Origin of the sequence: Lysinibacillus sp. RC46, from assembly GCF_041262385.1 — a bacterium.
Taxonomy (GTDB): Bacteria; Bacillota; Bacilli; order Bacillales_A; family Planococcaceae; genus Lysinibacillus.
Genome location: NZ_JBGCCF010000001.1, coordinates 59451 through 80479, shown reverse-complemented (window position 1 = coordinate 80479; position 21029 = coordinate 59451). Strand labels below are relative to the sequence as shown.

The following is a 21029-nucleotide window of genomic DNA, read 5'->3' as shown; positions in this document are numbered from 1 at the left end:
AGTTTTTTTATCTAGAAAAGTTGATTAAATAAGCTTGATTCGGAATTGTGTAGGTAAATATAACCTCATTATATAGGGTGTTTACCTTATTGACAATGTGTTGTTAATGATTTTAATTACACATTAATAATTTTTAGTTCATAAAATTTTAACTTTTTTTAGTTAAAAAGACTCATTAAATAATATCTAGTATGCTGTATGGTAAAAATATGAATAAAAAGTAACGGAGAGACGTGAGTAATTAGACATTTTATTTTTGGATATATTTGTAAAGGCGGTAAGACTATGAAATTACATTTGAAGATAGGTTCAATAGTAGCTGTTCTAATCATTTTATTAACAGTCTGGGTACCAAATTTAATTATTGAAAGAGCATTAGCTAAAGGTGATGAATCTACAATCGGTGGAATATCAGTTAAGGACTTAGAAGATGATGCTATTGAAAATACTTTACGAGAGGCCATAAATACTTGGCAAGAGGCTCCTATCGATGTAGAAGGTGCTAAGGTTACGATTTCACTCGACCCTAAACTGTTTGTATTTGATGTAGAGAGTACGATGACTGAATATCATAGTTTAACTGACAGGTCTTGGCTTGCTTTCTGGAAGCAAAGACAAGTAGTACATATACCCTTACATGTGGTAGTTGATGATCAAGTGAAGAAACAGCTTGAGGCTACTGGTGTATGGGAAGTTGAAAAGACTTTAAATACGATTATCACCGAAGCTTCCAATTTAAAAAGTCACGAAGTCGCTGCAACAGTGGCAGATACTAATTTAATAGAATCGGAGCGTTTAGCTCTATCAATTGAGGAAATCCCTACAAATGCAATGGGTGTTGATAAATTAGCGAATTTGTTAAATGATTCTATTGTTTTACCGAATGAACCGTTTTCTTTTTTAAGAATGATAGAAGAAAAATATGAAGAATCAGATAGTGAAGCGATTAATTTCGTAGCCTCTATGCTTTATCATGTTGCTCTTCAAATCGATTATGAGATTTCAGAGAGACATTCCCAAGGAGAGAAGCCAAAATATTTACAGCAAGGTTTGGATGCGAGGGTAAATCGAGCGTTAGATAAAGATTTGCAATTTATAAACCATTCGGATCAACCGAATAAATTAAAACTCACAGTAGAAGGCGAATCTTTAAAAGTGGAATTACTAGCTCAAAAGAAAGAAAAAGAAATCTCAGTTCGTGTTAGTAAAGATAAAATCATACAACCGCGAGTCATTACTCGCTATTCTAAAGATTTACCAATAGGTAGAGAAGAAGTTATTCAAAAAGGTCAAGAAGGCGTACGAGTAGAAGTTTATCGCTCGATTTCAGAAAATGGTAGCACTATGGATGAACTTGTTAGCCGTGACTATTATCCACCAGTTAATAAAATTATTGTGAAATCTTCAAGACAGCCCGTTGTTACTGAAAATAGTAGCGGAAACTCAGACTCGAGTGATCCCGACTTACAAATGGATTTAGACGGAGATGGATTACCAGATACACAATCTGAAAATAAAAAATCCGGTAATAATGCTACAAAAACGAATAAAGATACATCTGCAAATACGAACACTTCAAAAGACCCGAATGACCCTGAACTTGTATACGGTTACTACGATAAAGGTGGGAATTTTATACAAACAAGCCCGTAAAGAGAGGAGCAAACGCGAATGGTCGTAAAAACTGGACGAAAACGATTAGGTGATTTACTTGTCGAATCTGGTGTTATTACAAATGTGCAATTAGAATTTGCTCTTACAAACAAAACAAAAGACGAGAAATTAGGCGATTTTCTTATAAAAGAAAATATTCTAACCGAGCAACAGTTAATCGAAGTACTCGAGTTTCAGTTAGGAATCCCACATATTCATTTGAATCAATATTCAATCAGCCCAGATTTACTTCAACTTGTTCCGGCTGAACTCGCTAAACGAACAAATATTATTCCGATTCGTCGTGAAAAAAATAAACTGTTCATAGCGATGGCTGACCCGATGGATTATTTTGCAATTGAAGAAGTACGTATGGCGACGGGCTGCCAAATCGAAACAAGTATTGCAGCTAAGGATGATTTATATCGTACGCTAACGAAATACTATGATTTGCAAGAATCTATGGAAGCTGCATTGCTCGATATAGGTGCGACAGTTGCTGAAACTCAGGAGGAAATTGAACGAGAGGATTCTCCAATTGTTCGCCTAGTTAACCAGATCATCGCAAACGGAGTTGCCCAACGTGCGAGCGATATCCACTTTGACCCACAGGAGACGGAGTTAAGGGTTCGTTATCGAGTGGATGGCGTTTTGAGAACAGAGCGCTCGTTACCGAAACATATGCAAAATATAGTGTTAGCACGTATTAAAATTATGGGGAATTTAAATATTACGGAAAATCGAATTCCTCAAGATGGACGTATTAAAACGAATGTTAATTTCAGGCCAGTAGATATTCGACTTTCGACACTTCCAACTGTTTATGGAGAAAAAGTGGTAATGCGTATTTTAGACTTAAGTAGTGTTGCCAATTCTATTGATAAGCTTGGTTTTACAGAGCAAAACGAGGCCCTTTTCCGAAACATGATTGCCAATCCGAATGGGATTCTGCTCATTACCGGCCCTACAGGATCAGGGAAATCATCAACATTATATGCTGCTTTAACTAACTTGAATGAAGAGGGTGTCAACATTATTACAGTTGAGGATCCGGTTGAATATCAGCTTGATGGGATAAACCAAATTCAAGTGAAAGAAGAAGTAGGCTTAACTTTTGCCACTGGATTGCGTTCAATTTTGCGTCAGGATCCAGATATTGTAATGATAGGTGAAGTTAGGGATTTCGAAACGGCGCAAATAGCAGTACGTGCCTCGTTAACAGGGCATTTAGTCTTAAGTACTTTACATACAAATAGTGCAGTCGAGTCGATTTCTCGACTTCAGGATATGGGGGTAGAGCCATTTTTATTATCCTCCTCACTTGTAGGAATTATGGCACAGCGCTTAGTACGACGAATTTGTCGAGATTGTGGAGAAGACTATACTTTTACCAACCACGAATTGGAAATAATGCGTAACAACGGCATTGAAGGTGTAACACGTGGTAGACGTGGAAGAGGCTGCCCTTCGTGTAATCAAACAGGGTATCGTGGACGGATGGCTATTCATGAAATTTTACCAATCGACCGCAATATTAAAGAAATGATTTTAAGCCGAAGTAGCGATAGTGTGATCCGCAATTATATGAAACAAGAAGGCTATTACACATTACTAGTAGATGGGTTGTTAAAAGTAGTAGAAGGACAAACAACTACTTCAGAAGTATTGCGTGTAGCAAATGTAGATTAGGATGTGAATCGTTCATGACAACATGTAGAAATATTGATGAGCTATTAACGCGCGCATTTGAAGAAAAAGCGTCTGACCTTCATTTAACAAAAGGGATCCCGCCTGTTTATCGTATCCATGGACAACTTGAACATTATGGGAGTGAATTACTAACTTCCGAAGAATTACAGACAATGGTGAAAACTATTTTACCAGAACATAAATTACAAGAATTTCACGATAAAGGGGAAACTGATTTTAACTATTCATTGCCCGGGAAATGTCGTTTTCGTGTAAATGCATATCATCAACGCAATGAAGTGACAATAGCTGCCCGTTTAATAGAAGCAGAAATCCCTTCCATTGAATCGTTAAATATGCCACAGGTACTGTATCAATTAGCAGAAAAACCACAGGGACTTATTTTAGTGACTGGTCCAACAGGTTCGGGTAAATCTACAACACTTGCTGCAATGATTGATCATATTAATGAAACAAAATCAAAGCATATTATCACACTTGAGGACCCGATTGAATATTTACATGCACATAAAAAATCAATTATCAATCAACGTGAAGTAGGGGTTGATACTCAGAGCTTTTCCAATGGTTTGCGTGCTGCTCTTCGTCAGGACCCCGACATTATTTTAGTAGGTGAGATGCGGGACTATGAAACGATTTCAACAGCCATTACAGCGGCAGAAACGGGCCATTTAGTGATGGCGACATTACATACAAGTAGTGCTCCGACTACGATTGATCGTATTATAGATGTTTTTCCACCACATCAGCAAGGACAAATTCGTGTACAACTAGCGAATGTTTTGGTGGGCATTGTTTCACAACGATTATTTGTACGTAAGGATGCCAAGGGACGTATTGCTGCAACTGAAATATTAGTACAAGCACCATCTATTTCAAATTTAATTCGAAATGAAAAAGTTCACCAAATTCCTACTGTTATGCAGACGAGTAAAGCTTTAGGTATGCATACTTTAGAATCCTCTATGCAGCAGCTAATAGCAATGGGGAAAATCTCTTTGGAAGAAGCAAGGCCATATATGAATGCGGGGGATTATAATTGACCGTTTTTCGATATAGTGGACGCACAAAAACTGGTTCACACAAAAAAGGAATCATTGACGCGATTAACAAAAAAGTAGCACTTGAAAAATTAAGAGCACAAGGCATTAATGCCCGTGAGCTGGAAGAGTCTAAAAGCATTTTACACAAAGACTTAAATATTGGCGGTAAAGTAAAGCACCAGGATTTTGTTATTTACTGTCGTCAATATGCAACACTAATCCGTGCCGGCGTTTCAATTGTAGAAGCGACACATATTTTAAGTGCTCAAACGAAAAGTAAAGCATTGAAAAAAGCATTAGAACAAGTGGAAGAGGATATACGCGGGGGAACAGCGTTTTCTGAAGCAGCGGCCAAACACCCAAAGGTTTTTCCTGTAATGTTTGTTAATATGATGCGCTCAGGTGAGGCAACAGGGAATATTGATGTGACTTTAGAGCGTTTAGCAGGGACACTGGAAAAACAATTTAAAATTAAGAAGAAAGTACAATCGGCATTGGCATATCCGGCTATTTTATCTGTGCTGACAATCGCAGTAGGTATGTTTCTAATGGTATTTATCGTTCCAACGTTTATGGCTACTTTTAAAGAAATGGACATAGAAATGCCAATCTTAACTGTCATTGTTGTTAGTATTTCGGATTGGTTAATAGCATACTGGTATTTTGCAATTGGGATTCTCTTACTATCCATTATTCTATTTAGATTTTTCTATAAAAATAATAAGCAATTTCATTACAATGTAAATTATGCATTATTAAGAATACCTGTATTTGGTATTTTGATGCAAAAAAATGTAATTGCTCGTATGACTAGAACCTTATCTTCTTTGTTCAGTAGTTCAGTACCAATTCTACAGGCACTTACAATTGTAGAAAAGATTGTAGGCAATCCAGTAGTAGGACAGGTTGTACTGGAGGCAAGAGATAACCTAGAAAAAGGCGGTACCTTATCTGAGCCATTAGAAAAAAGTTGGATATTTCCTCCGTTAGTAACCCAAATGACATCAATCGGGGAAAAAACAGGTTCTCTTGATTATATGCTCGAGAAGATAGCCGATTTCTATGAGGATGAGGTAGATCGCTCAGTGGATACATTAAAATCGCTCGTAGAACCATTGATGATATTAATTTTAGCAGCGGTTGTAGGTGTGATTGTCGCAGCAATTTTCCTACCAATGTTCGCATTATACGAAAATATGTAAGCGTACTAACTTTAAAGGGGGTGGTATAGAAAAGACTGCAGTAGTAATAGGTGTACATGTTTTCGGACTAATCATAACAATTTATAAGGAGGAACACTGATGTTCAAAAAAATCTTAAACAAAAAACTATTAAAAAATCAAAAAGGTTTAACGCTAATCGAGCTATTAGCTGTAATCGTCATTCTAGCGATTATTGCTGCTATAGCAATTCCTGCAATCGGGAATATTATTAATAATTCTCGAGACAAAGCAATAATTTCAGAGGGATTAAATATTATCTCAGGAGCAAAAATTGCTAAAATGGATGGCGTTTGTGATGGTGATACGAAGCCTTGTAGTGACAAAACAATAGGAGACTATGTAGAGGGGATTACTGGAAGTCCAACATATACTGTTACTTTAAAGGGAAATGTTTGGACGTTAACTGAATTCTCTAAATACGGTGATTTTAAGGGAACAAAATATACATTAGGTAAAGATGATTATACAGAAGAAAAAATGAAAGCAATACTAGATGGTAATTAACCCTCCCAACCCACTCAGAGGCGTAGTTTATCTGCGCTTCTGGTTGGGAAATGGATGGTTAATTATTAGAGCTTAAGTTCAAAAGGAGGCATCTTTTCATATGTTTACAAAAAAGAAAAAATCGCATGTGTCTATTGAAATAAAAGATTATATATTGCGTGCGATTGTGGCAAAAGGTGCTGATCCGTCGCAATGGAAAGGCTATGAAATGCCGTTAGCACAGGGAATTGTTGAAGGATCTGTTATTCATGATGAAATGGAATTGTTTGATGTAATGAAAAATGATGTGGCAAAATGGGCTGGTAAAAAGCAAAATGCGCGTATTTTTGTACCGGATACTTCCGTTTTGTTGAAGAGCTTTGAGCATCCTGATGATATAGAGTGGAATGAATTAAAAGGTTATGTAGAGATGGAACTTGGTCATTCCATTCATCTTCCATTTCAAGAGCCTCTTATTGATGTGTATGACCCAAATCCTAGTGATGGACAGGCCATGCTATTTGCAGCACCTTCAGAAGAAGTTTCTAAAATGATTGGGCTTTTACTCGATGCTACATTAGAACCACAAGCAGCTGATATTCGAGCATTGTGTAATATTCGTCTGTTAGAGTATTTGCAGTTAATAAAGGACAATCGAACTTATTTAATAGCGGATTGGTCAATCAATGAATTGTCGATAAGTATTTTTTCATTTGGTCAACTGGAGTTTTTACGATACCAATCATTTGATACAGATTTATCGAAATGGAAGCCTGAAGAGATTGAAGAGTATCGTTTTTCTTATCGTTTAGAAGTCGAAGATGAGTATCGTATGATTCTTACTGATCAAATGCTTGAAATCGATCGTATTATGAATTTTTTTAAGTTTTCCTTACATAAAGGTGAGAAAAGTGTAGATGAGATTATCATTTTAGGAGATAATCCACTACTTTCAACCGTTAAAGAGTTTTTAGAAAATAATTTTTCGACACCAATTATTATGTTAAATGATTCAGTTATTCAAAAATCTTTCCCTCAATTTTCGGAGAAATTTGCAAGCTTAATTGGACTTGCATTAAAGGAGGTTAACTGATGGTACCAGAAATTAACCTCTTGCCGAATTTGGAGAAGAAGCATTCAACACCTACTTTAATATATGTAGTATTTATTATTCTTATTGGTATGATAGTAGGATATATGATTTTCTTGTTTTTCCAAGCAAAAAGTGATTTTACAAAATTAAATGCACAGGAAGTGGAGCTTTCATCGCAACGCGAACAACTTCAAATGGAGTTAGATGGTAAGCGAAATGCGAACCAAGGCTCATTGGAGCAATCCGTACAATTTGTGGAAAACGTATCCTATCCTGTGACACCTTTAATGGATGAAACACAAGTATTGTTACCAGAGCAAACGTATTTAAGGAACTATGTATTTGGTGAGAAAAATGTTGAAATTACAGCTGATTTTGAAACGATGTCAGCTATATCATCTTATTTAGAAAAGCTAACTGCAAGCCACTATTTCAATGATATACAGGTTGATACTATTTCTAATTTTGATGTTGTTATTGGAAACCAAGAGGAAAAAAGTGCAAAGAACAAGTTTAAGGAAATACCACGTTATTCTGCAACTATTACATTAGGAATTGATTTTAAATTTCTCGCTGGAGGTAGAGAATCATGACAAGTAGTAAAAATTCAACGATTCTTATCTTAACAGCATTCATTGCAGCCATTTTATTTGCGCTATATTACTATATAGTAACACCTAAATTAGAAGAAGTAGATGCGAAAGAAAGCTCGAATATCGCCCTTCAACAAGAAATATCTACTATTCAGGAGCAGATTGCTTTAATTGAAAAGAATGGCAAATCAAATGGTGCAAGTAATTTAACATTGCGTAAAAAAGTACCTCAAACTCGAGCTATTGATGAGGTAATTCGAAATATTGAAGAGATAGAAGTGGTGACAGGGACACGGGTAGAAGCTATGGACTTTAATAATTATGATTCCCTCGTAGCGGATTCTACTATTACAGATCCCAACTCGACAAATTCTGATGAACAGGCTGATACACAGCAATCCGCAACTGAAGCGGATGAACAAGCTGTTGCTAAGAATGATGAAACTCCTGAAGTGAAAGATAAAATGCCAACTGCTACTTTTACTAAAGAATCCTTACCAACGGAATTAAAACTAGTAACATTTGATATTGATGTTGTCGCAATGGATAATAAAGCAATGGTTGAGTTTATAAAAGAGATTGAAAAAATTGATCGTGTGATGAAAATTGATGCGATCGATTTCACATTAACTGGTGAAGAAGCGAAATTCAAGGAGGACGCTGATTCAACCTTAAAAGCAACCATACAAGTAACGACGTTCTATTATGAAGGACAACAATAATCTAAATGGCGCGCATACTTAAATGTATGGGCGTCTATTAGTATAGGAGGACATAAAATGGAAATTGCTTATACAATTACAGTTTTAATATTTGGGCTTGTTCTTGGCTCATTTTTTAATGTGGTTGGCTTACGGGTGCCTTTGAAAGAGTCCATTGTGCGTCCACCCTCGCATTGCACTTCTTGTAAGAGACAGTTGACGGCGCTTGATTTGGTGCCTGTTTTGTCTTATTTATTTTTAGGTGGAAAATGCCGTAGCTGTAGGCAAAAAATTTCTTGGATTTATCCACTGATGGAACTTATAACAGGCCTATTATTTGCTTTTGCTTATTGGAAATTAGGCTTTAGTGCAGAATTTTTTGTAGCGCTATTATTGATTTCATTATTAGTCATTATTGTTGTATCGGATTTTGCGTATATGCTAATTCCCGATAAGGTGCTATTATTCTTTTTACCATTGCTAGTTTTTGGACGCGTGATATCTCCTTTGTCACCGTGGTGGGACAGTATAGTTGGTGCTGTCGTAGGTTTTGGCATATTATATTGTATAGCTGTTCTATCAAGAGGTGGAATGGGTGGTGGTGATATTAAATTATTCTTTTTACTTGGTCTCGTACTCGGGACAATACATACAATTCTGACGTTATTTGTAGCGGCAGTAATTGGCATGATTGTTGGCATCGTTGTATTAAAGGTACGCGGACAGGGAAGAAAAACGCCTATACCATTCGGACCTTCTATTGCTCTGGCAGCTATTATCATCTATTTCTATGGGGATGCGTTGATGAATTGGTATCTTGGATTTTGGTAATTAATCAGTGATGGATTCCTTCAATGATTAATATCTTCACCAATTTGGCTTTTACAGGCAATTATTGCAAGATAAAGATCATGGAGGGGATAGGATGAAACCAATTATCGGAATAACGGCTTTTGCGGAGGATGATTTGTCCTCAAGATTAAATGCTGCATATAGCAAAAGTATAATTGAAGCAGGGGGAGTTCCACTTATAATTCCACTTGGCGTTGAAGAGGATGTAGCACAAATTTTATCATTGACGGACGGATTATTACTTTCGGGTGGCTATGATGTACATCCATTCCTCTTTGACGCAGAACCTACACCGAAATTAGGGAAGGTTCATCCTGAACGAGATTCAGTGGAGCTTGCTTTAATTAATGCAGCCAATATTCGGAAAATGCCGATTCTCGGAATCTGTCGAGGGCTTCAAATACTAAATGTTGCCTTTGGAGGCACAGTCTATCAGGATATTGAAAGTGAGTATCATAGTAAAAAATTAATAAAGCATGTGCAACAAGCAGCGCGAGGTGTTGCAACACATTATGTAAATTTAACACCGGATACATTATTAAAAACGATTATTGAGGAAGAAAAAATTGCTGTGAATTCATTTCATCATCAGGCAATAAATGTAGTAGCAGAAAAGTTGAAAGTGGTAGCAAAATCAAGTGATGGTATCATTGAAGCGGTAGAGCATGTTGATTTACCATTTTGTCTAGCAGTACAATGGCATCCTGAAGAGCTAGCCATTGCAGGAGATGGAGTATCAAAGAAACTATTTGCTGCATTTGTAAAGGCAAGTTTAAAGTTTAAAGTAGAGGCATAAAACTTTATAAGCATTATTTTTTTATCCAAGGCTAAGATAACCTTCGTGATAAACATGAATACATTGCTAGGTGTAAAGAATCCATTGTAAAGTGGGTTCTTTTTTAGTGTATAAAATAGCACTCAAAACATAAGAAAAAGAGGTATATGCCCATTTGTGAACATAATATCCTCTTTTTATATTTTAAAATTGAGATACTTTTAATGTACACGACGATATAGACCTACAACATGTCCCAAAATAGAAACTTGATCTACGATAATTGGCTCCATTGTTGAGTTTTCAGGCTGTAAACGAAAATGACTTTTTTCCTTAAAGAAACGCTTTACAGTTGCTTCATTCTCTTCAGTCATTGCTACGACAATATCACCATTATCAGCTGTTGATTTTTGTTTAACAATTACTAAATCTCCGTCTAAAATGCCAGCTTCAATCATTGATTCACCCATAATTTCTAGCATAAATAATTGATCTTCACTTGTCCCATAAATATCTGGTAGTGGGAAATATTCATCGATATTTTCAACAGCAGTTATCGGAGAACCTGCAGTAACCTTCCCGACTAATGGGACATGAATAACATGTTGCTTTTGAATAGAATCCTCTGGCTCTAAAATTTCAATAGCACGTGGTTTAGTTGGATCGCGTCGAATCAAGCCTTTTTGTTCTAAACGAGCTAAATGCCCATGAACTGTTGAGCTTGAAGCAAGTCCAACTGCCTCACCAATCTCACGTACAGATGGTGGATACCCCTTTGCTCGTACTTCTTCTTTAATGAAATCTAATATGGCCTCTTGTCTTTTCGAAACTTTTTTCATAATTGCTCACCTCTTTTTTTAATCATTCTACTTATTAATAGTATAGCAGAATGCGAACACTTAAGCAAACATAGGTTCGAAAAGTGTTTGACAAAAACGTTTGTTCGTATTAATATGAGAACATATATTCCGAACAAACATTCTAGAAAAGGGGTTTTAAACATGAACTGGTTAAAGAAAAATCCACATATTACAACTTTATTAGGAGCTTGTCTACTTTTTGCAGCATACCTTTTTATAACAGACCCAGGCGATGTAACGTACACAGAAATTGAAATCGCACATGGTGATAGCTTATGGTCGTTAGCCGATCAATACCGTGGTAAAATGAAAACGGATGAATGGATTAAGCTTGTGAAAACAGAAAATGAATTATCGAACATACAAATTATTGCAGGCAAATCCCTAGTGATTCCAGTAGTGGGTGACCAATCCTATCCTATAAATTCAATTGAAATTGCGAGAAACGAAAAATGATGATGAATCAACAATCGGCTGTTGTCTATTGCCGTGTGAGTACAGAAAAAGAGACACAAAGTTCCTCGTTGGAGCGTCAGCAAGAGGAGTTGATGCGCTATGCTAAAGAACAGGGCTACGAAGTCATGCGTGTTTTTAAGGACAAGCATAGCGGTTATGATGTGGAACGTGAAGGTTTACTAGAAATGCTCGATTTCATTAAAGAAAAAGAGATAGAAGCTTTATTTGTGCAGGATGAAACACGCTTAGGACGTGGGAATGCTCGAATGGCAGTATTGCATTTATTGCAGAAAACTGAAACTGATGTTTTTTCTATGCGAGACGAGGGGCCAATACAATTAAATGAAATGGATACGATGCTCCTAGAAATTTTAGCAATCGTAGAGGAGTACCAGCGCAGAATCCATAATGCTAAAATATGTCGTGGCATGCGTCGTGCCGTTGAAAATGGCTATCGCCCAGAAAACAATTTATCTAACCGTGGAAATCCAAATGGTCAAGAACGTAAGGAAGTCCCTGTAGACGAAATTGTCAACCTACGTAATCGAGGCTTCACCTTTGAGGAAATCGCCATGACTCTTAGAGGTCTAGGTTTTGAAGTAAGCAAAGCTACAGTCCATAGGAGATATCGGGAACATCAAGAGGGAAGCGGGCAAAATAAAGTGACGTTTTAATCAGTGGGAGTTTTATCGTCCCGCTGTTTTTTTTTTAAGGCACTAGATGTTGGTGAAGGGCCGAGAAGTGATGGATAGAACAGCGAATTGATGGATACAGCAACCGAAGTAAAGGATAGAAGAACCGTAGAGACGGGTTTTACCATCAAAATGATAGGTACAAGGAATAACTAAGTTCCATCTATCCTTAAGTAATAAATTAATACAAACTTTCAATAGTCACATTGTCTGGTAGTTTGAATGGATTTTCTTTATTTATTCTGTCATAAAACATGATCCCATTTAAATGATCTATTTCATGTTGCATTAAGATTGAACCATATCCATTAAATTGAAATATGGCTTCTTGCCCATGTATATCGTATGCTTTGACTTTAATTCTCTCATATCTTGGAACAAATCCACTAACTCTTCTATTAACCGAAAGACATCCTTCCCCCTCAGGTAAATAAATCATGTTTAAAGAGTGACTAATGATTTTTGGATTAATTAACATATATTCATGACTTTTATCTCCATCTTGAAAAAATGCAGCAAACATTCGTTCTTTAGACCAATTTGATTAGCCGATAACCCTGATCCAGGACGCAATTTGTGTTTTTTGGAAAGATCCGGATCTTGGCTATTTCTCAAGTATTGAAGCATGCATAATAAACTATCTTTATCATCTTCTGATACAGGTAACGTAACCTCTTGGGTATTCTTACGTAATATTGCAGCACTCTCTTTAACGAAATCTTTCATTGTTATCATATACGCTGGACGGAACTTACTCATATATAAACACCTCATCTACTTTTCTATTAAGAGCTTTAGCAATTTTAAAGGCTAATTCAAGAGTAGGGTCATACTTATCATTTTCAATACAATTAATGGTTTGTCTTACGACGCTACACTCCCTTGCTAGGGCCTCTTGAGTCATTCTTAATTTTTTTCTTAAAGCTTTAATAATGTTTTTCAGATTTATCCCTCTTTTATCTAAAGTATTGGACACCATTATAAGAAATAAATTCACAAATGTCCAACGTATTGGACATTTTGGGAATGAAAGAAGAGAAGTAGCGAATTCTACCTCTCTTCCTCATGAATTCTCTATAATGTTGAAAAACATTTATATCATCTATTACTATAACTAAGTTTTCATATTAATTAGCTCTATTTCGTTATTCCAGGTACCAATTTTCATCAAAAGGGAGATGGAGGGCTTTACCCACAGTAATGCCAAACTTTATAAAACCTCTACCTCTCGCAGTTATTATGTTGCCGTCTTGTACAACTAGTTCTTCAGAGAAATGATTAAGATCAAAGAAACCTAACTTATCCATACCTTCTGGTGATAATCCTACAGTATATTTTTTGTTCTTTAATACTCCAGCTTTTGCTAAAAGAGTTGGGCTGCTAGAGATGCTTGCAATGATCGCACCTTTGGCATTTGCATTTCCAATAAAATCAATTAATTTTTGCTCGTGTATTAGTAAAGCTATATCCATACACCCAGGTAATATCAGGCTATCGATTTCGTCAAGATTAACTTCACTTATTTGTGTATCGGCTATACAAGATAACCCAGACTCCCCTTTAATTTTTTCGCTGTTTAATCCAACAGTTATAACGGGTTTATCTCCTTGCATTAATATAGATAATACTACGCTCAATTCATATTCACTAAATTGGGGATACAATAATACAGCGGTCTTTTTCATATAAATCTCTCCTCTAGAAATCGAAATAGACATAGTAGTAAGGTAGATTTTATTAATACCTGAAAGGATCTTATGCCCATTCCTCATCTAAGACAGCATAGTAGTATTCATCCCACCACTCATCTCCGTTTGGTATGCATTTTTTAAAATAACCCTCTCGCCTCATGCCGATTTTCTCCATTACTCGATAGGATGGGATGTTTTCTGGTTGGCATGTTGCAATAATTCTATGAAGTTTCTTTTCTTTAAATCCGTAATCCAGTACAGCTTTTGCTGCTTCAGAGGCATATCCATTATTGTAATAGTTCGGATTCAATACCCAGCCAATTTCATATGTATGGTCACCAAAATATTGATGGAAAACAATATGACCAATAACAATATTTTCGCTTACTAAAATAATAGGGAAGTATTTTGCTTTTTCACCTCTATTTTCTGAAACGAACTTTTTAGCTTCTTCCTCATTAAAAACTCCCTCGGGAATATACTTCATCACATTTGGATTCGAAGTATATTCATAGACAGCTTGCCAATCTTGGACCTCAAATTCTCTTATTAATAGTCTTTTTGTTTTGATAAACATTTCATTTTCCCCCAAGTCAAGAAATTTCACATTTGTTTTACTTTCTATTTATTTATCAGCTCATCAATCTTTTTATTCATTTTTTTTACTTCTGATTTGTTATATAGATAAAATAACAGCCAAATTAGAGTAAATAGCAAAACACTAAAGAATAGCATTAACATAGTTATTCCTATAGATGATGTGGGAAGCCAATTTAAAAATAGTGCAACAACAATAAAAGTACCTAAAGAAATTGCAAAATGGATAGCTGTTTGTAGTAAAAACGTTAAACGTTCTACTTGATAAATATATGATGGTAATACACAAGCAAGCCCCACAATAATTGAACCTAGAGATTGTTGTATAAAGTCTGCCGTAATAGCTTCTAAAAAAATATCTCCAAAAATCCAAGAACCAAAAAGATTAATAAAAACAAAAACTGTACAGCCCATACTTACCCCAAACGCTACATTTTTAAAAAAATGCACCTATATTAAACCCCCAAACGGTTTTTAAATTGCTTTCGATAATTACGAGAAATTACTTCTTTAATGCCTAAAACTAACTCAATTTCCATTGTTCCATTAAATGAGGCTTCAATATTTTTAACTTTTGTTAGATTTATAATTGCGGATTTAGAAATCCGTATAAAATCATTCCCTAATTGTCGCTCTAATTCATATAAAGGTTTATTCAATATGAGACGATTATTATCTACATCATATAAAGCTAATTCTCTTCCTTCCGTTCGAATAACAATTATTGAATTTGGATCAATGATATATGTTTTATTATTTGCTATCCCTGTTAAAATTTGTTCTTCTTGCTCTTGTTGTAATAAAGAAATAGCAGCTTGTATCGTAGGAGTAAGTTTTGCTGTACAAATTGTTACATGTGGCTCTTCATACTCTGAATCTATTTTCACCTCTATTTTCAGCTTTATCACCTCTCAAAAAATTATAGCATATACATCGTTTTGGAAAATGCAGGTCATTCTTTGAAAAAGGCATCTTACACAATCATAACAACATGTTACTCCAAACGTATTGTTGGGGTACATTTCGTTCGATATATTGAGTTCAGTTAAAAGGGGGCTATGGATATTATGAATGAATTAACTACTTCAAGTGAAAGAAATAAAACTGGTTGGATATTAGCAAGTATTTCAACTATGCTCACAGCGAGTATAATCCTTTGGTTCTATAATAATCCTGAAGGTTTTATTGAAAATGGAATTGGCTTTAGGACAGATGTATTTTCGAATATATTTATTTGGATTTTTACGCTTTTTATCATAACGGGATACATTGCTTATACACTCATTGCAATACCTTTTGTAAAAGCTCATTTATTGACTATTTCTTGGCTTAAAGTAATTGGAATATGGGCTGCCATTGTGACAGGAATAGTAGAAGAAGTTGTTTTCAGACATTTACTTATGGAATACTTATTAACTCTTGCATTGTCAGACGTGACACAAATACTAATTTCAGGGATGCTTTTTGGAATTGCTCATGGTGTATGGGTACTTTTGAAAGGGGATTGGAAGTTTGCATTACCTGCTATTATAAGTACCACAATATTAGGAAGTCTTCTCGCAACGCTTTATATTATAACTGGACGAAGTACCTTTGCACCAATTGTAGCTCATATTTTAATTAATATGTTTATTGAACCATGGCTAATGTTATCTGCAGTTTCTGGAAAATGGGATGGTAACTAATTGATTATGTATTTATATTTTATAAAAACGTGTAGCCATGACAGCGTGTTAGGCTACCTAGCTTGCTAATTGTCCTTAACCTGTGTTTTTATTTCCTTCCAAGTGAGTTTCGAGTAATGTTTCTAGAAATTCTCTTTATACTACACTAAAGAATAAACTGATACTTGAAAGGTTGGTGTAACTGCATTTCAAGGGAAAACATGCTATACTTTGCATACCATATTCATTAAGATATGTATTGAAAGGTGTGTAACTATGTTATCAAAAGAAAAAATTAACCGAATCAATGAACTTTCTGCTAAGGCTAAAAGTGGTACATTAACAGAGGCAGAAGCTAAGGAACGATCAGCGCTTCGTAAAGAATATCTAGATACATTTAGATCAACTATGCGTGATACAATTGAAAACGTAAAAGTGGTAGATGCTGAAGGAAATGATGTAACGCCAGAAAAAGTTAAACAAGCGAAAAAAAATAAATTTCTAAATTAATGTGTCACATTTCTATAAAGTATGTAATAAAACGTTAATAGTATAACAAAACCATTGTTTTCTGAAGTAATGTTGACTAAACTGTATAAGAACAATATATAGGACGAGAAAGGATGTCACAAAATAATGACTCAACATGCGGATCAACTAGCGATTAATGCTATCCGAACTTTGTCAATCGATGCAATTGAAAAAGCAAACTCAGGTCACCCAGGTTTACCGATGGGGGCAGCGCCAATGGCTTATACGCTTTGGACAAAACAACTTCGCCATAATCCGGCTAATCCAAAATGGTTTAACCGCGATCGTTTTGTACTGTCTGCAGGTCATGGCTCTATGCTTTTATATAGCCTACTTCATCTAGGTGGCTACGGCTTACCAATGGAAGAAATTCAAAACTTCCGTCAATGGGATTCATTAACTCCAGGACATCCTGAATATGGTCATACTGTTGGGGTAGAGGCAACAACAGGTCCTCTAGGTCAGGGTATTGCTATGACAGTTGGTATGGCAATGGCTGAGCGCCATTTAGCAGCTACTTACAATAAACCAGGACATGACATCGTTGATCACTATACATTTGCACTTTGTGGCGATGGCGATTTAATGGAAGGTGTAGCAGCTGAAGCTATCTCTTTAGCAGGTCACTTAAAACTTGAAAAGTTAATCGTTTTATATGATTCAAACGATATTTCTTTAGATGGCGATTTAGAAAAATCATTCTCAGAAAATGTTCAAAAACGTTTTGAATCTTACGGCTGGAACTATTTAAAAGTTGCTGATGGTACAGATGTTGAAGCAATTAACGCAGCTATCGAAGAAGCTAAAAAATCAACTGGCAAGCCAACACTTATCGAAGTGAAAACTGTTATTGGTTTTGGTTCACCAAACAAATCAGGTAAAGCTGCTTCTCACGGTGCACCACTTGGTCAAGATGAGGTCGTTTTAACAAAAGCAGCTTATGAATGGGCACACGAGCCATTCCATATTCCTGCTGAAGCATATGATACATTCGCAGCAGCTGCTGAAGTACAAGGGGCACAACCCGAAGAGGCTTGGAATGCTAAGTTTGAAGCATATAAGCAAGAGTTCCCAGAATTAGCAGCACAATTTGAAAATGCAATGAATGGTCAACTACCAGAGGATTTCGCTTCAGAATTACCAGTTTATGAAGCAGGTAAATCAGTAGCAACTCGTTCATCTTCTGGAGATGCAATCAATGCCATTGCGAAGAAAACTCCATCATTCTTCGGTGGTTCAGCTGACCTTGCTGGCTCAAATAAAACAACGATGAAAGACGCTGGAGATTTCTCTGCTGACGATTATGCTGGCCGTAATATTTGGTTCGGTGTACGTGAGTTTGCAATGGGTGCTGCTATGAATGGTATGGCACTTCACGGTGGTGTTAACGTATTCGGTGGTACATTCTTCGTATTCTCTGATTATGTTCGTCCAGCTGTACGTCTTTCTGCACTAATGGGTCTTCCTGTTACTTATGTATTTACACATGACTCAATTGCTGTAGGGGAAGATGGCCCGACACATGAACCAATCGAACACCTTTCATCTTTACGTGCAATGCCAAATTTATCTGTTGTTCGCCCAGCTGATGCAAATGAATCAGCAGTTGCATGGGAACTAGCAGTAGCATCTGAAAAAACACCAACTGTTTTAGTATTATCTCGTCAAAACTTACCTGTTCTTGACGCATCTATTGATACAGTACGTGACGGTGTTACTAAAGGTGCTTATACAGTGTCTCCTGCTACAAAAGAAGTGGCAGATGCCATTTTAATTGCAACAGGCTCTGAGGTTTCACTTGCAGTTGAAGCACAAAAAGCATTAAAAGCTGATGGTGTAGATGTGGCAGTTGTTTCAATGCCATCTATGGATCGCTTCGAAAAACAAGACGCAGCCTACAAAGAATCTGTTCTTCCAAAAGCTGTAACAAAACGTCTTGCAATCGAAATGGGCTCATCATTCGGCTGGCATAAATACACTGGTTTTGAAGGGGACGTTCTTGCAATTGACAAGTTCGGCGCTTCTGCACCAGGTGAATTAGTAATGGAAAAATACGGATTCACAGTAGAAAATGTTGTAGCGAAGGTAAAAGCTCTATAATTTATAAAATACCGCAATACTCAGTAGGTTAAATCTCCTCTGAGTACTGCGGTATTTTTTCATGTTTAGAGGACTTCACTAAAGAAATCCAAATAGCTGCACAATGAATTAGCAGCATAATGACAAAACAGTAAAAGCCCTTGGTACCTCCTCCAAGGTTTAGCTCATCAGCTATAATGCCACTAAACCAAAGAAGCTGACCTGTGACAATTACTGAGAGGCTTGCAAAAAGTATACAAAACCAAATAGATACTTTTTTTACAATCACAATAATAAGTAGTAAAACAGCAAAAAGTAGGGTAGCTTCAAAAATCGGATCAAGAAGTGAAAACGTATTTTCATTTACGAAATGCTTATAAGTAAATTGAGTATCCACACAACCCCTCCTTAAAATTAATAACGTTTTTGGTAATAAAAGGTTTCTTGAAACTCATCTAGTATTAATTTCCATTTGGTATACAATAATAAATGTAGGCATCGAACTAGAAATGTTGAGAGGTATTTAAATGAATTCACAAGCTATACTTACACAAGTAAAGAAAACTTTCTCGCAATTAGATTGTACAGGTGGCGGAGTTATTATTAATAAGCATGGTCAAACCGTACTAGAAGAATATTTTGTTGTGCAAGGACAACAAAAAGACGCCAAAAGTGTAGGACCACATACTCTTTTTCATCTTGCTTCTGTTCGTAAAACATATGTAGGATTTGCTGTAGCATATGCTCTTTATCATAACTATATTGCTTCAATAGATGATAAACTAAGTGATTATTTAGAGAATGAAAAAATATTTGCTGATGTATCAATTAGACATCTACTCACCCATACTCACGGTTTGCGTAGGCAAAATGAAAAAGTAATGGAGGAATTCAAAGCAGGATATAACTGGGCATACCGAGATATCAATGTAGAACTACTTGCTAAAGTCATTTTTAAAGCAACTGGAAAAACTATTGCAGAAATTGTGGATGAGCAAGTATTTCAGCCATTGTCTATTACTGAAACAAATTGGTTCAGTGAAAAAAACGAACAGCAAATAGAAGTAATACATAATGATAGTCCATTTTGGTATGAAAGCGACGTATGTGATGGCAGCAAAATGAATATGTATAGCACCTTAAGAGAGCTAGCTAAGTGGGGACAAGTGCATCTTGATAAAGGGAGATTACACGGAAAACAAATTATACCTGAAGAAATTATACAGTTATTAACGACAATTCAATCCCCGAATACTAAACCAAAGAACTTGCCAACTAATGGTTTTTTCTGGTTTGTTCAGCCACAACAGAGAGAAGGGATTACAGAGTTAAGCCCAATATTACCACAAGGAAGCTTTCAACTACTTGGTTTCACAAGTGTTGCTCTATTGGTAATTCCTAAAGAAAATATTGTGGCAGTTCGTGGATTTAATAGCTTTGGTTCACCTGAAGGGTTTGATTACATCAAGGATATTCATGATTTTGGTTCTAGCGTATATCAATCAATTCAATAAAGGGATAATAAAAAAAGGAGCTAGTAATGAAAAAGTATAGCGTAGTGTTATTTGATTTAGACGGTACAATATCTGATCCTAAAATAGGGATAACGAAATCTGTTCAATATGCTTTGGAAAAAATCGGTATAGTTGAAGAAGACCTAGATCATCTTGAAACGTTCATTGGGCCACCGCTGCAAGTATCATTTAGAGAAATATATGGAATGGATGATGTTCAAATACAGCAAGCGATTGCTTATTACCGTGAACGTTTTATCCAAACCGGCATATATGAGAATAAATTGTATCAAAATATATCATCTTTATTAGAATATTTACAAAAGGAGGGTTATCAATTAGCAATAGCCACATCTAAGCCAACTGTATTTGCAGAACGAATTATACAATATTTCAACCTTGAACGTTTTTTTGACTTTGTCGCTGGTAGTAATTTAGATGGTACACGATCAGCTAAAGGAGAAGTTATCGCATTTGCACGTGAACATTATAACGAGGTTAATATTGATCAATTAATTATGATTGGAGATCGTAAATACGATATTGTTGGGGCACATGAAAATCAAATTGATTCTATCGGTGTTACTTATGGTTATGGCTCACTCGAAGAATTAACGGATGCACAAGCAACATACATAGTGAACAGTGTAAACGAGCTACAAGAACTTTTTAATAGATTAGGTTAAAAAAATGAAACTGCATTGGAAAAATGCAGTTTCGTATTTTTTTGGAAAACAGATAGAATCGCTGATAAAAGCGCGAAAATCGCTGATAGCCCAGGTAGAATCGCTGATAAAAGTGCAAAAATCGCTGATAAAC

General features: G+C 35.9%; 24 protein-coding genes and 1 pseudogene. 17 read left to right on the top strand and 8 right to left on the bottom strand.

Features of this window, described 5'->3' with window-relative positions:
* Positions 1-285: 285 nt before the first annotated feature.
* The 10 genes from ABH966_RS00465 to ABH966_RS00420 all read left to right on the top strand — a co-directional run bounded on the left by ABH966_RS00465 (position 286) and on the right by ABH966_RS00420 (position 10147).
* Positions 286-1653, top strand: a complete 1368-nt coding sequence (locus ABH966_RS00465; protein ID WP_370075091.1) for a VanW family protein — start codon at positions 286-288, stop codon at positions 1651-1653.
* 18 nt (positions 1654-1671) lie between these two features.
* Positions 1672-3342 carry a GspE/PulE family protein gene (locus ABH966_RS00460; RefSeq protein ID WP_370075090.1) on the top strand — a complete coding sequence of 557 codons (1671 nt, stop codon included), beginning with the start codon at positions 1672-1674 and terminating at the stop codon, positions 3340-3342.
* Positions 3343-3356: 14 nt separating this feature from the next.
* Complete coding sequence (locus ABH966_RS00455; RefSeq protein WP_370075089.1) at positions 3357-4406, top strand: type IV pilus twitching motility protein PilT; 1050 nt, start codon at positions 3357-3359, stop codon at positions 4404-4406.
* On the top strand, positions 4403-5608 hold the full coding sequence (locus ABH966_RS00450) for a type II secretion system F family protein (protein WP_370075088.1): 1206 nt from the start codon (positions 4403-4405) through the stop codon (positions 5606-5608). Before ABH966_RS00455 ends, ABH966_RS00450 begins: the two co-directional genes overlap by 4 nt.
* A gap of 99 nt (positions 5609-5707) precedes the next feature.
* Positions 5708-6133: a prepilin-type N-terminal cleavage/methylation domain-containing protein gene (locus ABH966_RS00445; RefSeq protein WP_370075087.1), complete on the top strand. Its 426-nt coding sequence runs from the start codon at positions 5708-5710 to the stop codon at positions 6131-6133.
* Positions 6134-6233: 100 nt separating this feature from the next.
* Entirely contained in the window at positions 6234-7205 is a 972-nt protein-coding gene (gene pilM, locus ABH966_RS00440) for a type IV pilus biogenesis protein PilM (protein WP_370075086.1), read from the top strand.
* Positions 7205-7798: a PilN domain-containing protein gene (locus tag ABH966_RS00435; RefSeq protein WP_370075085.1), complete on the top strand. Its 594-nt coding sequence runs from the start codon at positions 7205-7207 to the stop codon at positions 7796-7798. Before pilM ends, ABH966_RS00435 begins: the two co-directional genes overlap by 1 nt.
* Complete coding sequence (locus ABH966_RS00430; protein ID WP_370075084.1) at positions 7795-8520, top strand: potassium transporter; 726 nt, start codon at positions 7795-7797, stop codon at positions 8518-8520. Before ABH966_RS00435 ends, ABH966_RS00430 begins: the two co-directional genes overlap by 4 nt.
* Before the next feature lie 57 nt (positions 8521-8577).
* A complete protein-coding gene (locus ABH966_RS00425; RefSeq protein ID WP_370075083.1) occupies positions 8578-9330 on the top strand; it encodes a prepilin peptidase in 753 nt (250 codons plus the stop codon).
* Positions 9331-9424: 94 nt separating this feature from the next.
* Positions 9425-10147, top strand: coding sequence for a gamma-glutamyl-gamma-aminobutyrate hydrolase family protein (locus ABH966_RS00420; protein WP_370075082.1), 723 nt, complete (start codon positions 9425-9427; stop codon positions 10145-10147).
* A gap of 200 nt (positions 10148-10347) precedes the next feature.
* Here the strand turns inward: ABH966_RS00420 and lexA are convergent, their stop codons facing one another.
* Positions 10348-10965: a transcriptional repressor LexA gene (gene lexA / locus ABH966_RS00415; RefSeq protein ID WP_370075081.1), complete on the bottom strand. Its 618-nt coding sequence runs from the start codon at positions 10963-10965 to the stop codon at positions 10348-10350.
* A gap of 162 nt (positions 10966-11127) precedes the next feature.
* Between lexA and yneA the strand changes: the two genes are divergently transcribed.
* Positions 11128-11442, top strand: a complete 315-nt coding sequence (yneA, locus tag ABH966_RS00410; protein WP_370075080.1) for a cell division suppressor protein YneA — start codon at positions 11128-11130, stop codon at positions 11440-11442.
* Positions 11439-12116, top strand: coding sequence for a YneB family resolvase-like protein (locus tag ABH966_RS00405; protein WP_370075079.1), 678 nt, complete (start codon positions 11439-11441; stop codon positions 12114-12116). Before yneA ends, ABH966_RS00405 begins: the two co-directional genes overlap by 4 nt.
* A gap of 199 nt (positions 12117-12315) precedes the next feature.
* Here ABH966_RS00405 and def read toward each other — a convergent pair.
* From def to ABH966_RS00375, 6 genes and pseudogenes are all read right to left on the bottom strand, one after another.
* Positions 12316-12893, bottom strand: a pseudogene (def, locus tag ABH966_RS00400) (peptide deformylase).
* On the bottom strand, positions 12886-13077 hold the full coding sequence (locus ABH966_RS00395) for a helix-turn-helix transcriptional regulator (protein WP_370075336.1): 192 nt from the start codon (positions 13075-13077) through the stop codon (positions 12886-12888). The pseudogene def and the gene ABH966_RS00395 overlap by 8 nt, the downstream one beginning before the upstream one ends.
* Positions 13078-13279: 202 nt before the next feature.
* Entirely contained in the window at positions 13280-13819 is a 540-nt protein-coding gene (locus tag ABH966_RS00390; protein ID WP_370075078.1) for a DJ-1/PfpI family protein, read from the bottom strand.
* A 70-nt stretch (positions 13820-13889) separates the two neighbouring features.
* Positions 13890-14402: a GNAT family N-acetyltransferase gene (locus ABH966_RS00385; RefSeq protein ID WP_370075077.1), complete on the bottom strand. Its 513-nt coding sequence runs from the start codon at positions 14400-14402 to the stop codon at positions 13890-13892.
* A gap of 44 nt (positions 14403-14446) precedes the next feature.
* Positions 14447-14872, bottom strand: a complete 426-nt coding sequence (locus tag ABH966_RS00380; RefSeq protein WP_370075076.1) for a DUF3021 domain-containing protein — start codon at positions 14870-14872, stop codon at positions 14447-14449.
* A gap of 5 nt (positions 14873-14877) precedes the next feature.
* Positions 14878-15309 (bottom strand): LytTR family DNA-binding domain-containing protein, encoded by a 432-nt coding sequence (locus ABH966_RS00375; protein WP_370075075.1) that lies wholly within the window; start codon positions 15307-15309, stop codon positions 14878-14880.
* A gap of 180 nt (positions 15310-15489) precedes the next feature.
* Between ABH966_RS00375 and ABH966_RS00370 the strand changes: the two genes are divergently transcribed.
* The 3 genes from ABH966_RS00370 (at position 15490) to tkt (ending at position 18717) form a co-directional block, all read left to right on the top strand.
* Positions 15490-16107 carry a CPBP family intramembrane glutamic endopeptidase gene (locus ABH966_RS00370; protein ID WP_370075074.1) on the top strand — a complete coding sequence of 206 codons (618 nt, stop codon included), beginning with the start codon at positions 15490-15492 and terminating at the stop codon, positions 16105-16107.
* A 255-nt stretch (positions 16108-16362) separates the two neighbouring features.
* On the top strand, positions 16363-16596 hold the full coding sequence (locus tag ABH966_RS00365; protein WP_132363207.1) for a DUF896 domain-containing protein: 234 nt from the start codon (positions 16363-16365) through the stop codon (positions 16594-16596).
* A gap of 126 nt (positions 16597-16722) precedes the next feature.
* Entirely contained in the window at positions 16723-18717 is a 1995-nt protein-coding gene (gene tkt, locus ABH966_RS00360; protein WP_370075073.1) for a transketolase, read from the top strand.
* 28 nt (positions 18718-18745) lie between these two features.
* On the opposite strand, the gene ABH966_RS00355 is transcribed toward tkt, so the two are convergent.
* Entirely contained in the window at positions 18746-19093 is a 348-nt protein-coding gene (locus ABH966_RS00355) for a hypothetical protein (RefSeq protein ID WP_370075072.1), read from the bottom strand.
* 130 nt (positions 19094-19223) lie between these two features.
* Between ABH966_RS00355 and ABH966_RS00350 the strand changes: the two genes are divergently transcribed.
* A complete protein-coding gene (locus tag ABH966_RS00350; protein ID WP_370075071.1) occupies positions 19224-20210 on the top strand; it encodes a serine hydrolase domain-containing protein in 987 nt (328 codons plus the stop codon).
* Positions 20211-20236: 26 nt separating this feature from the next.
* Positions 20237-20896 (top strand): HAD family hydrolase, encoded by a 660-nt coding sequence (locus tag ABH966_RS00345; RefSeq protein ID WP_370075070.1) that lies wholly within the window; start codon positions 20237-20239, stop codon positions 20894-20896.
* The last annotated feature ends 133 nt before the right edge of the window (positions 20897-21029 follow it).